General features: G+C 42.9%; 14 protein-coding genes and 1 riboswitch. Of the genes, 11 read left to right on the top strand and 3 right to left on the bottom strand.

The window, feature by feature from the left end; all coding sequences use genetic code 11:
* Window positions 1–87: 87 nt before the first annotated feature.
* Both TOL9009_RS0116250 and TOL9009_RS0116245 read right to left on the bottom strand, forming a co-directional pair.
* Entirely contained in the window at window positions 88–1,443 is a 1,356-nt protein-coding gene (locus TOL9009_RS0116250) for a PAS domain-containing sensor histidine kinase (RefSeq protein ID WP_029633722.1), read from the bottom strand.
* 113 nt (window positions 1,444–1,556) lie between these two features.
* The gene (locus TOL9009_RS0116245; RefSeq protein WP_029633721.1) at window positions 1,557–2,174 is read right to left on the bottom strand and encodes a pseudouridine synthase; all 618 of its coding nucleotides are present in this window, start codon (window positions 2,172–2,174) and stop codon (window positions 1,557–1,559) included.
* Window positions 2,175–2,218: 44 nt separating this feature from the next.
* Here TOL9009_RS0116245 and TOL9009_RS0116240 point away from each other — a divergent pair, with 44 nt between their 5' ends.
* The 7 genes from TOL9009_RS0116240 (at window position 2,219) to TOL9009_RS0116210 (ending at window position 6,859) form a co-directional block, all read left to right on the top strand.
* On the top strand, window positions 2,219–2,695 hold the full coding sequence (locus TOL9009_RS0116240; protein ID WP_029633720.1) for a DUF2726 domain-containing protein: 477 nt from the start codon (window positions 2,219–2,221) through the stop codon (window positions 2,693–2,695).
* A gap of 119 nt (window positions 2,696–2,814) precedes the next feature.
* The gene (locus TOL9009_RS50545; RefSeq protein ID WP_398344927.1) at window positions 2,815–3,018 is read left to right on the top strand and encodes a DUF6888 family protein; all 204 of its coding nucleotides are present in this window, start codon (window positions 2,815–2,817) and stop codon (window positions 3,016–3,018) included.
* The gene (locus tag TOL9009_RS0116230; protein ID WP_029633719.1) at window positions 3,015–3,227 is read left to right on the top strand and encodes a DUF6887 family protein; all 213 of its coding nucleotides are present in this window, start codon (window positions 3,015–3,017) and stop codon (window positions 3,225–3,227) included. The genes TOL9009_RS50545 and TOL9009_RS0116230 overlap by 4 nt, the downstream gene beginning before the upstream one ends.
* Window positions 3,228–3,402: 175 nt before the next feature.
* Window positions 3,403–3,500: riboswitch (TPP riboswitch) on the top strand.
* 7 nt (window positions 3,501–3,507) lie between these two features.
* Window positions 3,508–4,881 (top strand): phosphomethylpyrimidine synthase, encoded by a 1,374-nt coding sequence (thiC, locus tag TOL9009_RS0116225; protein ID WP_029633718.1) that lies wholly within the window; start codon window positions 3,508–3,510, stop codon window positions 4,879–4,881.
* A 196-nt stretch (window positions 4,882–5,077) separates the two neighbouring features.
* Window positions 5,078–5,584: a DUF4365 domain-containing protein gene (locus TOL9009_RS0116220; RefSeq protein ID WP_029633717.1), complete on the top strand. Its 507-nt coding sequence runs from the start codon at window positions 5,078–5,080 to the stop codon at window positions 5,582–5,584.
* Window positions 5,581–6,165, top strand: a complete 585-nt coding sequence (locus tag TOL9009_RS0116215; RefSeq protein ID WP_029633716.1) for a hypothetical protein — start codon at window positions 5,581–5,583, stop codon at window positions 6,163–6,165. The genes TOL9009_RS0116220 and TOL9009_RS0116215 overlap by 4 nt, the downstream gene beginning before the upstream one ends.
* A 253-nt stretch (window positions 6,166–6,418) precedes the next feature.
* Window positions 6,419–6,859: a response regulator gene (locus TOL9009_RS0116210; RefSeq protein WP_029633715.1), complete on the top strand. Its 441-nt coding sequence runs from the start codon at window positions 6,419–6,421 to the stop codon at window positions 6,857–6,859.
* Here TOL9009_RS0116210 and TOL9009_RS0116205 read toward each other — a convergent pair.
* The gene (locus tag TOL9009_RS0116205; protein WP_029633714.1) at window positions 6,825–7,151 is read right to left on the bottom strand and encodes a hypothetical protein; all 327 of its coding nucleotides are present in this window, start codon (window positions 7,149–7,151) and stop codon (window positions 6,825–6,827) included. The two genes, TOL9009_RS0116210 and TOL9009_RS0116205, sit on opposite strands and share 35 nt — an antisense overlap.
* Before the next feature lie 392 nt (window positions 7,152–7,543).
* Between TOL9009_RS0116205 and TOL9009_RS0116200 the strand changes: the two genes are divergently transcribed.
* From TOL9009_RS0116200 to TOL9009_RS0116185, 4 genes are all read left to right on the top strand, one after another.
* The gene (locus TOL9009_RS0116200) at window positions 7,544–13,459 is read left to right on the top strand and encodes a HAMP domain-containing protein (protein WP_029633713.1); all 5,916 of its coding nucleotides are present in this window, start codon (window positions 7,544–7,546) and stop codon (window positions 13,457–13,459) included.
* A 105-nt stretch (window positions 13,460–13,564) separates the two neighbouring features.
* On the top strand, window positions 13,565–13,825 hold the full coding sequence (locus TOL9009_RS45735; protein ID WP_144238254.1) for a hypothetical protein: 261 nt from the start codon (window positions 13,565–13,567) through the stop codon (window positions 13,823–13,825).
* A complete protein-coding gene (gene rimP / locus TOL9009_RS0116190; protein ID WP_029633712.1) occupies window positions 13,794–14,255 on the top strand; it encodes a ribosome maturation factor RimP in 462 nt (153 codons plus the stop codon). Before TOL9009_RS45735 ends, rimP begins: the two co-directional genes overlap by 32 nt.
* A 151-nt stretch (window positions 14,256–14,406) precedes the next feature.
* Window positions 14,407–14,679, top strand: a 273-nt coding sequence (locus TOL9009_RS0116185) for a NusA N-terminal domain-containing protein (RefSeq protein ID WP_029633711.1), incomplete at its 3' end; no start/stop codon positions are given.

Genomic DNA, 14,679 nt, shown 5'->3' with positions numbered 1-14,679 from the left:
CCTCTCCCCATCCCCCTCTCTCCCCATCCCCCCCTCTCCCTCTCTCCCTCTCTCCCTCTCTCCCCATCTCCCTCTCTCCCTCATCCTTTAGAGATCCTTTGGTAGTAGGATGGTAAAACAGGTACGGTTTGATTGACTTTCAACCTCGATTGTGCCTCCAAGGGAAAGAGTGAGTTTTTGTACTAGTGTCAATCCTAATCCGGCTCCTCCTTGCTTCCAAGGATCGTTGCTGGGAATGCGATAAAATTTGTTAAAAATAAGCGGTATTTCGGTGGTGGGAATTTCCACACCAGTATTAATTACTTGGAATTGAATTCCTTTTGATTTTAATTGAGCGCTGAGGGTAATTTGTGCTTCTGGTGGGCTGAATTTACAAGCGTTGGTGAGCAGTTCCATCAAAATACGTTCGAGACTGAAAGGATCGCAAATGAGTGGGGGAAGATTGGCAGCTATATTTAGCTGCAACTGTTGCTGAGAACTGTTGCGATTGCGTGCTTGAAATACCTGTAACACCCGGCAAAGCCATTGCTGTACTTGAATTGTTTCTAATACGAGGGGTTTAGTGTTGGTATTGAGCTTTTGCAAATCCAGGAAATTATTAATTAGATTAATTTCGCGATCGCACTCGTTGTCTAAAATTTGAAAGTAGCGAGCTGCTTTTGAGCGTTCCGTTTGTGGCTTGTTCATTTGCGACAAAAAGTTTTGCTCTTTTTCCAGTGAGATTCCCAGCATCTGAATCGCCATTTTCATGTTAGTTAATGGCGTGCGTAGTTCATGAGAAATTGTATTGATAAATTCATCCTTCAGACGATTGAGGCTTTCAATTTCATCAAATTGCGCTTGTGTAGCTTCTTGAGTTTCCAGAAGAGCAACTTCTCTTAATTTGCGCTCTGTGATGTCAATACAACTACCAAGTTCGCTTTCTCCTAACAAGTTTTCTGTCTGTTTTTGAGCAGTAATATCCTCGCAAATCATCAGAATCAATGCATTTGCCTCTTCAAGTGGTAATATCCGCGCTGCGATTTTTACCCAAGCAATTTTTCTGACATTTAAGCGAAACTCCCAATTAGTAATTTCGCTTTTAGGTGACGGTGTTAATAATTCTCTGAATGCATCACTTAACCTTTGCTTGTCTGATTGCTCAAACAAGTTAAAAATTGAAGTTTGGATTAATTGTTCCGGGGTGTAACCAAGACTATCTGCACCAAATTTGTTTACAGACAAAATTTTCCCTGTTGCATCCAATGTCAAGTACACAGAAGGTGTATTTTCATACAAGTTGCGATACCACTGGAGTTCTTCTTGGGTACGACGCAGGGTTTCTGTTGTGCAAAGCTCTAAATCGGTAGCTCCTTCAGGCACAAGTTCCAGATGTGCAGGTGTTAGAAACAAAATATCTTTTTGAGGAGTGTGATGCCAGCTAGATTGCTGATTGCGGCTCATAGACTTAAACTTGCACGCAAGGGAGAAGTGTAAACTAGGCGTTAAGAAAAAAATATAATTATACAGGTTTTGAATAAATTTGTGTGAAAGGTCTTCCCCCTTAGAAGCAATGCTTAAGGCTTAAAAATAGATGCTTTTTTCTGTGGTTTCGTCAAGTTATGCAACAATTTGACTTCTTCTAAGGTAAGTTCGCGCCATTGTCCGGGTTGTAGATGATCTAATTTTAAGTGGGCGATCGCTATCCTCACCAGTCGCAAGGTAGGAAATCCTACAGATGCTGTCATTCTTCTGACTTGACGATTTTTCCCCTCTGTCAAAGTCATCTCTAGCCAAGCTGTGGGGACATTCTTTCTAAATCTTATCGGTGGATCGCGATCGCTTAATAACGGTTCTTCTGGCAATAATCGTACTTTTGTCGGTCGAGTCCGGTAATCTTGAACTTGTACCCCTGTTTGCAATTTCTGCAAAGCCTCTGCATCGGGAATTCGCTCTACTTGCACTAAATAAGTCCTTTCATGTCCAAATTGAGGATGAGAAAGGCGATGTTGTAATTGTCCGTTATTTGTCAATAATAATAACCCTTCACTGTCCCAGTCTAAACGCCCCACAGGGTACACATCAGCCACTTGGATGTAATCTTTGAGGGTACTGTGAGTGGGGCTATCTTTGGTAAACTGGCTGAGAACACCGTAGGGTTTGTAGAAAATGATATAGCGATCGTCATTCATTATTTTTAAAAGACACATGCAGGCTAGAAGCCTGAAGCTATACGAAAATGTCTGTTAGAGTCAAAAGACTGGTCAATCCTTATGAAGAAAGGATGCTAGAGTTTTTGCAAACCTGCGTGGATGAAAAGTATAAAATTCATACACAGGTTAGCTTATGCCAATTTTGTGAACTAGACAGCAACCTTGATATCGAACTAAGAAAGTTTTTCTTTAGCTCCAGTGTAGATGCTCTGATTACTAATTCTGATTATAAACCTTGTTTAGTAGTGGATTTTCAATCCTCATATCATGATTATCCTGAAGCAAGAGAGCGCGATTGCAAAAAAGGAACTTTACTCGCTCTTGCAGAGGTTCCCTTACTTTATTCACGGGTAAAAGACTTTGGATTATTACATCTTTACTCTCAATCGGAAGAAGTAGTATGTAATTTATTTACAGGAAACCGACGAGAAAATGCTCAAGCCCTAATTAGAAAGTATTGCCAACAATCTTTATCTTCTGATGTTCGAGTTACAGCTTGCTAAACCACAAGATATTTGCACGTCAATAGGCATAAATCTCAACGATGCCTCTATCTATAAACTACGCCAAAATAACAGACTATGGTATCGCTTTGGCTCCATTAAATTACTATAAAATATAGATAAGCTTTTATATCAAAGGAGCGGCTATCCTTCCAACAGCAGCACAAGGGCTAAAATGTGTCTACCTGTGTCAATTCTTGACAAATACCTACAAACCAATTTATATGGTGCGTCTGGATGAACGTACTGGAAAAATATTCATCTTGGCTGGAGAAGATATAGAAATTCTGATTAGTCGTGATGGCAACTGGGAATATCCATGAGTAAACCAAACTTTGATGCTATGAGCAAGGCAGAATTAAGAGCCTACGTCATTGCACACCAAGACGATCAAGAGGCTTTTTACGCACTTGCAGATCGTTTGACGGCAAAACCTCCCTCTGCGGTTTATCCCGCATCAATGACACCAGAGGAAATCCATGAAGCAATATTAATGCATGTTCACCAGAAGCAGAAATTAAAAGACGCATAGAATACTGCAACGCATACGACGACGTTGGTTGTACAAAGATGCACCTAATTTAGCCCACGCAGGTGGGCTTCGTTTGTGTAGCCCCAGGCTTACAGCCTGAGGGCGCTAGAATTGGTATTACCTCATAATTTTTTAACTTCCTTGCTCCTAGCCACAACGAAAGTGGTACAATCAACAATCATGCTAGGGGTGCCTGCACTTTTCAGGCTGAGAACACACCCTTAACACCTGAGTCTGGGTAATACCAGCGGAGGGAAGCTGTTTATCAAGGGAATTCAATATGCGGACTCAATGGGTTGCCAAACGCCAGGGACAAGATAATGTCACGCAAATTCACTACGCACGTCAGGGTGTTATCACTGAAGAAATGGATTATGTAGCCCGACGGGAAAATCTCCCCGTTGAGCTAATTAGAGACGAAGTAGCGCGGGGACGGATGATTATTCCCGCGAACATTAATCACACTAATTTAGAGCCGATGGCGATCGGTATTGCCTCTAAATGTAAGGTAAATGCCAATATCGGCGCTTCCCCGAATTCTTCCAATCTTCAAGAAGAAGTAGACAAGCTAAAATTAGCGGTGAAGTATGGCGCTGATACCGTGATGGATTTATCAACTGGCGGTGGTAACTTAGATGAAATTCGCACCGCTATCATCAAAGCTTCACCAGTGCCAATCGGTACAGTGCCAGTATACCAAGCTTTGGAAAGCGTCCACGGCACAATTGAGAAACTCACCGCCGATGACTTTCTCCATGTAATCGAGAAACATGCCCAGCAAGGGGTAGATTATCAAACCATCCACGCGGGAATTTTGATTGAACATTTGCCTTTGGTAAGAAATCGCATTACAGGCATTGTCTCTCGCGGTGGTGGTATTTTGGCGCGGTGGATGCTACATCACCATAAACAAAACCCGCTTTATACTCACTACCGTGACATCATTGAGATTTTCAAAAGATACGATGTCTCTTTTAGTTTGGGTGATTCTTTGCGTCCTGGCTGTACCCATGATGCCTCAGATGAAGCACAATTAGCCGAATTGAAAACTTTGGGACAATTGACCCGCAAAGCCTGGGAAGATAATGTACAGGTGATGGTAGAAGGTCCCGGACATGTGCCGATGGATCAAATTGAATTCAACGTTAAAAAGCAGATGGAAGAGTGTTCGGAAGCACCTTTCTACGTGCTGGGTCCATTGGTGACAGATATTGCTCCGGGTTATGACCATATTACTTCAGCGATCGGTGCTGCGATGGCTGGTTGGTATGGTACGGCGATGCTTTGTTACGTCACACCGAAGGAACATTTAGGACTTCCTGATGCGGAAGATGTACGTAACGGGTTGATTGCTTACAAGATTGCGGCTCATGCAGCGGATATTGCGAGACATCGCCCAGGTGCGAGAGACAGAGACGATGAGCTTTCTCAAGCGCGTTATAATTTCGACTGGAATCGTCAGTTTGAATTATCGCTCGACCCGGAAAGAGCTAAGGAATATCACGACGAAACTTTACCAGCAGATATTTACAAAACTGCTGAGTTTTGCTCGATGTGCGGTCCTAAGTTCTGTCCAATGCAAACTAAAGTTGATGCGGATGCGTTGACGGAGTTGGAGAAGTTTTTGGCGAAAGAGCCAGTAACGCAAGGTTAATTAATAGCCCTCAGACTGGAAGTCTGGGGCTATACGAACAAAGCCCACCTACGTGGGCTAAAACTATAATATTATCACTATAAATACGAATGATTATTATTGAAAGTAAAGAGTAAAACATAGAAATAAGTAATCACAATATTATTTATATTTTGAAAAATTTACTACTTAAAAATAGTAACTTGTTTCATTAATAATGTTCATCACGACTCAGAAAGAGGAATTTAGTTATGCTTACATCAGCGCAGTGGCATCTGTTGCAGGGTATTCATTTCAAATCGCACCCAGACCGTTAGATTTGGTTGGGGTTGATGTCACAATTACCGGACTTGTCTCACCAGGTTCTCGACGAAGAACAAGGCTTGATTTACAGCTAAAATGCACTTCCCAAGACCTGCTTGATAATGAAGGTATTAGATATCCCTTGGAAATTAAAAATTATAATGAATTAAGGAACACCAATCTTGATGATGACCCCCTATTGCTAGTTGTAGTTTTAGTACCTGAAAAAGTGGAACATTGGTTGCAGCAAACGGAAACTGAACTTTGTTTAAAACGCTGTGCTTATTGGGTATCCCTGCGAGGTCAAGCATCAAGCACTAATCAAACCAATGTTACTGTTTATTTACCACGTCAAAACGTTTTCAGCGTTGATGCGTTAAAAACTCTTATGCAAAGAATTGCAGCAGGAGAAGCGATATGATAGTCAGCGTGCGCGACCCTAACATTCTCTCTAATCTAGACCCTCAGCAATTAATAAATTACCTAATCGCACGGGGATGGCAGCAGGAAAATCTAGGGGATAACGCGAATAATCAAGAGTCGGTTTGGGTTTTGACTGCTAGTTCCGGTTCTGAATTTGATATTACTTTACCGCTTCACCGCCAAACTCGGTCTTTTGCGCTGCGGATGGCTGAGATTTTAGAAACGTTGGAAAAAGCTGAAGGGCGTTCTCAACTTGATATCCTGAGTGATTTGGTTACATTTATTCCAAAAGTAGAAATTCCAGGTATGGTAATTCGACTTGCAGAATCTAGCCATACTTTTAATGTAATTATTATGGGATTTGTTGTAGCCAAGCCCCAGGAAATTCACACACTTGTGAATTCAGAAGAGTATCAGTTAGCACGGATGGCTTACACCGAACGGTTAGCTGTTGTTTGTACTGGGGATTTAATCAAACAAAACGCTAATTTTGTACTATTAAAGCCTAGCGGATTTGCTTTGTATGATACCTTAAGCAATGCTACACCCCAGACTCCGCACTCTGCACTCCGCACTTAAAATCCAAGACCTTTCTTTCTTGCTAATACACAAAAAAGTCGCAAATTCTGGGTTTCCGCTGACTCTAAGCGTTTGCAGCAAGTAGTGAAGAATCTCACAAGATACTTTTGTTTTCCTGTTACCAGACGTTTCGCTCAAGTTGACAAAAATATTTTGCTCCCAATCCTGTCCTATAAATCCCCCCTTAGGGAGAAGTATTTAAATAGTCGCAGCTAACACACTGGAACTATGTGATTAGTTAATTCTCAATCTAATGAAAAATTTAAATCTGCCATCTGATTCAGAAATTAAACGTATTTTAGTTGTGGATGATACAACTGACAACTTATTCTTGATTCAGACAGTTTTGGTGGCAGAAGGATATCAAGTAGAAGTTGCTGATAATGGACAGGATGCTCTTACCATGATTTCAGCAGAACCTCCGGCTTTGCTGCTGTTGGATGTGATGATGCCAGGAATGCATGGTTATGAAGTGGTTCGACGCATTCGGCAAAACAGTAGTTTGCCTTTTATACCAATTATACTGATTACAGGCTGCGAACAACTAGATACATCTGAGCAATTCGATGTGGCAGTAGAAGGATTTATCTGTAAGCCAATTGACTTTGATCTATTGCTCAACCACGTAAGCACGATTTTAGCCATGAAAGATTCTTCAGCTAACGCCTTTGCAAATCAGCAATTAGCAAGTTAATTCTCTCGGCAACATCCGCTTTGCCTTCAGCTTGGGCATCACGCAGAAAAATATCTATAATAAACCAGCGACACAATTCAGCATCTATTTTTACCAAATTTAAGATAACATCGTTAATCACCTCACACATCAAGTAGTCCGGCAAACGATGCAACTCGTCTCGAATGATCAGCACATCATCAAGTTCTTGTGTCTGATTTGCCATCACCACAGCTTTGACTACAGCTTCGACTAAATTGTTTAAATGAGCTTTCAGACCTTTCAAGTTTTCTTCCTGGGGTTGGTCTTCCAAGGTTATTCCTCCAGTGGATGGGAAGGGGAGCAGAGGATTTATGATTTATATTTATTACAGTAGGCGAAAAACAGCTTTGTAACTTGCTCTAATTAAAATTAGATTTCTGGGCTAAATCTCAAAGCAAATTATCAAGAAAGCATAACGCCAGAACTCAAATTAAAACATCTGCATACTATGCATATTGAATTATCTACCTTAGGATAGATTAATTATAAATTTGCCTGTACCTCAGGTAGAAGCGGATATTGCCTTCTAGATTGCATAATGCTGAATATATTACTTTTGATATTAACCATTAGTATGGCATCAGGGTTGTATTTACTTGCCATCTAACCAATGAAACTGATTAGCGCAAAAGCTAACAAAAAATATTTATTAAAAATAAAGCGATGACAACTGCACAAGTAGCAAACGATACAGATAATCTTGACCTCAAGCAACTTTTAAGAACTTTAGCAGAAGTAAAAAAAGGAAATTTTTCTGCACGGATGCCGCTAGATCACACTGGTATAGGAGGAAAAATCGCTGATACCCTCAACGATATCATTGATATGAATGAGCGGATGGCGGCTGAGTTAGAACGTGTGAGTAATGTTGTCGGTAAAGAAGGTAAAATTAACGAGCGGGCAACGCTGGGAAATGCTAAAGGTTCTTGGAAAGCAGCGGTTGAGTCAATTAACACCTTAGTTACAGACTTGGTGCAACCGACAGCAGAGACAGCGCGGGTAATTCGGGCAGTGGCAAATGGAGATTTATCCCAAGCGATCGCCACAGAAACTCAAGGTAGACCTTTGCAAGGCGAGTTTCTGCAAACGGCACACATTGTCAATAAAATGGTAGATCAACTCAACTCCTTCGCTTCCGAGGTAACGCGGGTAGCAAGGGAGGTGGGAACTGAAGGAAAATTAGGTGTACAAGCACAAGTCCCAGAAGTAGCGGGTACGTGGAAAGACTTAACTGACAGTGTAAACTTGATGGCAGGGAACTTGACCGATCAAGTGCGGAATATTGCGGAAGTGACAACGGCAGTTGCTAACGGTGATTTGTCGAAGAAAATCACCGTCAATGTCAAAGGCGAAATTTTAGACTTGAAAAACACCATCAACACGATGGTAGATCAACTTAATTCCTTCGCGTCAGAAGTAACGCGGGTAGCGCGAGAAGTGGGAACCGAAGGTAAATTGGGAGTACAAGCTGATGTGCGCGGTGTGGCAGGAACTTGGAAAGACCTGACTGATAGTGTAAACTCGATGGCAGGGAATTTGACCGCGCAGGTACGTAATATTGCCGAAGTAACAACGGCGGTAGCAAATGGTGACTTGTCAAAGAAAATCACCGTCAACGTTAAAGGCGAAATTTTAGACTTGAAAAACACCGTCAACACGATGGTGGATCAACTCAACTCCTTCGCGTCGGAAGTAACGCGGGTAGCAAGGGAGGTGGGTGCAGAAGGAAAACTCGGCGGACAAGCAGAAGTTAGAGGTGTGGCGGGTACGTGGAAAGACTTAACTGAGTCGGTTAACTTTATGGCAGGAAGTTTAACTGCCCAAGTACGTAATATTGCAGAAGTGACAACAGCGGTGGCAAACGGTGACTTATCGAAGAAAATTACCGTTGATGTCAAAGGCGAAATTTTGGAGTTGAAAAACACCATTAATACAATGGTGGATCAGCTTAATTCCTTTGCCTCGGAAGTAACGCGGGTAGCGCGGGAAGTGGGAACTGAAGGGAAATTGGGCGCACAAGCACAAGTTGCTGGTGTGGCAGGAACTTGGAAAGATTTGACGGATAATGTCAACTTGATGGCAGGGAATTTGACAGGTCAGGTACGTAATATTGCGGAGGTTGCCACAGCGATCGCTAAAGGGGATCTTTCCAAAAATATCACCGTCGATGTCAAAGGGGAAATTTTGGAGTTAAAAAACACCATCAATATAATGGTGATTCAACTCAACTCCTTTGCGTCGGAAGTAACGCGGGTAGCGCGGGAAGTCGGTTCTGAAGGAAAACTCGGCGGACAAGCACAAGTCCCCGGTGTGGCGGGTACGTGGAAAGACTTAACTGATAGTGTAAACTTCATGGCGGGTAGTTTAACTTCCCAAGTGCGAAACATCGCCGAAGTCACAACGGCAGTAGCAAATGGTGACTTATCCAAGAAAATCACCGTGGATGTGAAAGGGGAAATTTTAGAGTTGAAAAATACCGTCAACACGATGGTAGATCAACTCAACTCCTTTTCTAGTGAAGTAACGCGGGTAGCGCGAGAAGTTGGTTCGGAAGGGAAGTTAGGCGTACAAGCTGAAGTGCGCGGTGTCGCGGGTACGTGGAAAGACTTAACTGACAGTGTAAACTTCATGGCTGGTAGTTTAACGGCACAAGTCCGGAATATTGCCGAAGTGACAACCGCAGTGGCAAATGGGGACTTGTCGAAGAAAATCACCGTGGATGTGAAAGGGGAAATTTTAGAGTTGAAAAACACCATTAATACAATGGTGGATCAACTTAACTCCTTTGCGTCGGAAGTAACGCGGGTTGTTAGGGAAGTGGGAACCGAAGGTAAGTTGGGTGTCCAAGCATATGTGCGTGGTGTTGCGGGAATTTGGAAAGATTTGACGGATAATGTCAACTTAATGGCAGGCAACCTCACAGGGCAAGTGCGGAATATAGCCGAAGTTGCGGGAGCGATCGCTAATGGTAATTTATCCAAAAAAATCACCGTCGATGTGAAAGGCGAAATTTTAGAGTTGAAAAACACCATCAACACAATGGTAGATCAACTGAGTTCCTTTGCATCAGAAGTAACTAGGGTGGCGCGGGAAGTCGGCACCGAAGGAAAATTAGGTGGGCAAGCTCAAGTTACTGGTGTAGCCGGCATTTGGAAAGATTTGACGGATAATGTCAACTCGATGGCAGGCAACTTAACGGCACAAGTACGAGGTATCGCCAAAGTCGTCACGGCAGTGGCTAACGGGGACTTAAAACGCAAGCTGATGTTAGATGCCCAAGGAGAAATCGAAACCTTAGCTGATACAATCAACGAAATGATTGATACCTTGGCAACCTTCGCCGATCAAGTAACAACAGTAGCGCGAGAAGTGGGAAGTGAAGGTAAATTAGGCGGACAGGCAAAGGTTCCTGGTGCATCAGGATTGTGGCGTGATTTAACAGATAATGTCAACGAACTAGCAGCGAATTTGACAACTCAAGTACGGGCAATTGCTGAAGTAGCGATCGGTGTAACCAAAGGTGATTTAACGCGATCGATTGCCGTGGAAGCGCAAGGAGAAGTGGCAATCCTCAAAGACAACATCAACCAAATGATCGCCAATTTGCGCGAGACAACCCAGAAAAACACCGAACAAGATTGGCTGAAAACCAACTTGGCAAGATTTACCCGCATGTTGCAAGGACAACGGGATTTAGAAACAGTCACCAAATTGATTTTGTCAGAATTAGCGCCCTTGGTGTCGGCTCAACATGGTGTCTTCTTCATGATGGAAGTCGCTGACAATCACCCCTGCTTCCTGAAACTCCTCAGCAGCTACGCTTACCGCGAACGGAAAAACTTATCAAATCGTTTTCACTTGGGCGAAGGTTTGGTAGGACAATGCGCTTTAGAAAAAGAGCGAATTTTGCTGACTCATGTGCCGCAAGAATATATTACAATTAGTTCTGGCTTAGGCGAAGCTTCGCCGATGAATGTGGTTGTCTTGCCTGTATTGTTTGAAGGACAAGTTACCGCCGTCATTGAACTGGCATCAATGCACCGCTTTAGTGAAATTCACCTGACTTTCTTAGACCAACTTACAGAAAGTATTGCGATCGTCTTGAACACTATTGCTGCCAGTATGCGGACGGAAGAATTACTCAAACAGTCGCAATCTCTCACCGAAGAACTGCAAAGTCAGCAAAAAGAACTTACCGACACCAACAAACGATTAGAACAACAAGCACAATCTCTCAAAGCTTCGGAAGACTTGTTAAAACGTCAGCAAGAACAATTGCAGCAAACTAACGAAGAGTTAGAAGAAAAAGCTGAACTTTTGGCGATGCAAAATCGAGAAGTAGAACGGAAAAATCGCGAAATCGAGCAAGCGCGTCAAGCCATAGAAGAAAAAGCCGAACAACTATCGATGACATCTAAATATAAGTCGCAGTTTTTGGCGAATATGTCCCACGAATTGCGGACACCTTTAAATAGTTTACTTATTCTCGCCCGACTGCTGGCAGACAATACCGAACGCAACTTAACCCAAAAGCAAGTTGAATATAGCTACACGATTTACTCTGCTGGTAACGATTTGCTGGGATTAATTAATGACATCCTTGATTTGGCAAAAATCGAGTCAGGTACAATGTCGGTGGAAATCGAAGAAACTTTATTTAGTGACTTACAAAGCCATATACAAGGCACTTTCCACTCAATTGCCCAAGATAAAAACTTAGATTTTCACCTGAACTTTGACGATCGCCTACCCCGCGCTATCTACACAGACACCAAGCGACTGCAACAAGTTCTGAAAAACTTGCTGTCAAACGCCTTCAAATTTACAGAACAAGGTCATGTAAGTTTAAGTGTATCAGTAGCCAGCCAAGGTTGGAGCGCCGATGCCGAACTTCTCAACCGCGCTGGAAGAGCGATCGCCTTTGCAGTTTCCGACACTGGTATCGGTATCGCACCCGATAAACAGCAAGTCATTTTTGAAGCCTTCCAGCAAGCAGATGGCAAAACTAATCGCAAGTATGGCGGCACAGGTTTAGGCTTGTCAATTAGCCGAGAAATCGCTCGCTTACTCGGTGGTGAAATTCGCTTAATCAGCGAACTCGGTAATGGTAGCACCTTCATTCTTTATTTACCGCAAACTTATTATCCCTCTGTAGAGGTGACAAGGAGACAGGGAGAATGGGGGAGTGGGGGACAAGGAGGACAAGGAGGACAAGGAGGACAAGGAGGACAAAGAAAAATTTCTCCCTTATCTTCCCCCTCTCTCCCACTCCCCCCCTCCTCCACTCCCCCCCCATCCCCCGAACAAGCGATTCCTTCTCTACGAGAGGCTCTGCCAACGGACAGCTTTCCTACGGAACGCTCCGCGAACGCTAACGCAGATGATCGGCAAAATATTCAAAGTAGCGATCGCACTCTTTTGATTATTGAAGATGACTTAAATTTCGCCCGGATTCTGCTGGATATGGCGCGGGAGCAGGGTTTTAAAGGAGTAATCGCATCCCGTGGTGATGTGGGTTTGACAATGGCGCGAGAGTTGCACCCAGCGGCGATTATGCTGGATATTCACCTGCCAGTGATGGATGGCTGGACAATACTCGATCGCTTGAAACACGATCCCAGTACTCGACATATTCCCGTCCACATCATGACATCTGATGAAGGACAATCTCGAAGTTTAGAACAAGGGGCGATCGCCTTTTTACAAAAACCCGTTAGCAGTGAAGCACTCTCCAAAGCCTTAAGCGACATTAAGCAATTTGTCGAGCGTCCGGTTAAGAACTTGCTAATTGTCGAAGATGACGACATGCAACGCAATAGTATAGCCGAATTGATTGGTAATAGTGATGTCGCTAGCACAGGTGTAGCTACAGGTGCAGCAGCACTCGCAGCATTAAAATCTGGTCATTTTGACTGCGTAGTGCTGGATTTGGGACTACCGGATATGAGCGGAATTGAATTGATCGAGCAGATTAAAGAAGAACCAAGTTTAAATCATTTGCCCATCGTTATCTACACTGGCAAAGATTTGACACCCCATGAAGAAACTGAACTGCAACGAATTTCTAATACCATCATCGTCAAAGATGTGCGATCGCCTGAACGTCTTTTAGACGAAACCGCTTTATTTTTGCATCGCGTGCAAGCGAATCTGCCCTTAAATCAACAAATGATGTTAGAACAAGTACGGCATCAAGATCCAGTCTTGGCAAATAAAAAAGTCATTATAGTTGATGATGACGTGCGGAATATTTTTGCTCTGACCAGTTTGCTGGAACGTTATCAAATGCAAATACTTTACGCTGAAAATGGCAGAGACGGCATCAATATATTGCAAAATCACCCCGATATAAATATTGTGCTGATGGATGTGATGATGCCAGGAATGGACGGTTACGAAACAATGCAAGCGATTCGTGCTATTGAGCAATTTCAAAATATACCAATCATCGCCTTAACTGCAAAAGCCATGAAAGGCGATCGCGAAAAATGCATTTCCGCCGGCGCTTCAGACTACATCACCAAACCCGTTGATACCGAGCAGTTGCTATCACTACTAAGAGTTTGGTTATATCGATAAGGAATTGGGCAATGGGCATTGGGTAATGGGCAATGGGCAATGGGCAATGGGAATTAAATATCTCGATTTTTGATACGCGTTTTATATCTAAATAGAACTCTTTCCATGCCCCATGCCCCATGTCCCATGCCCAATGCCCCATGCCCAATGCCCCATGCCCCATGCCCCATGCCCATTGCCCAATGCCCATTATTAATTTCTCACCTCTCCCCCCAAAAGAAATGCGCTAAACTCAATTTAGGTCGATCCATCTTTGGTTCGGCACAATACTTCTTGGAAGATATCCTTATCGCAGGAAGTGGGTCAATGCCCACTTTTTTTATTGAAATATTGCATGACTCATCCCTTAGTCCCACAAATTATTGATTTGGCGACACCAGTAGCAGAAGAACTGGAATTAGAAGTCGTTGGGGTAGTTTTTCATACTAACCAACGTCCAGCAGTGTTGCGGGTAGATATCCGCAATCCCCAACAGGAGACTGGATTGAATGATTGTGAGCGGATGAGCCGTGCTTTAGAAGCCGCCTTAGATGGATCGGATATCATTCCAGATGCTTACGTTTTAGAGGTGTCAAGTCCTGGTATTTCGCGGCAACTGACAACCGACAAGGAATACCTATCCTTTAAAGGATTTCCTGTAATTGTCTTTACTTCCCAACCCTACGACGGACAGCAAGAGTGGATTGGTCAGTTGATTCGCCGAGATGAAATATCAGTTTACTTAAACCAAAAAGGTCGTGTAATTGAAATTCCTCGCACTCTCATAAGTAGGGTGCAGTTGAATGAGAGCAGATAACAATTAGCAGAAGGAAGTAGGAGTTAAGAGTTAGGTTATGAGTTTTGAGTTTTCAAATAACTCAAAACTGCTGTAGAGACGCGAAATTTCGCGTCTCTACAATTCCTAACTTCTGCTGGGTGTCTGCATAATAATTAAAGGAGATAAATCTATGTCTACAGTTAAATTAACGGGATTAAAAGATTTAATTGAAAATATCAGTCGCGAACGAAATTTACCGCGTCTGGCAGTTCAATCAGCTATTAGAGAAGCGCTGCTAAAAGGTTACGAACGTTATCGACGTGCCCAAAATTTAGAGCGAAGACAATTTGATGAAGAGTACTTTAATAATTTTGAAGTAGAGCTTGATGTTGACGAACAAGGATTTCGCGTTCTTTCCACTAAAAGCATTGTTGAAGAAGTTAACAATTCCGATCATCAGATT

Source organism: [Scytonema hofmanni] UTEX 2349, assembly GCF_000582685.1.
Classification (GTDB): Bacteria; Cyanobacteriota; Cyanobacteriia; order Cyanobacteriales; family Nostocaceae; genus Hassallia; species Hassallia hofmanni.
This window is presented reverse-complemented; position numbering and strand designations above follow the sequence as displayed.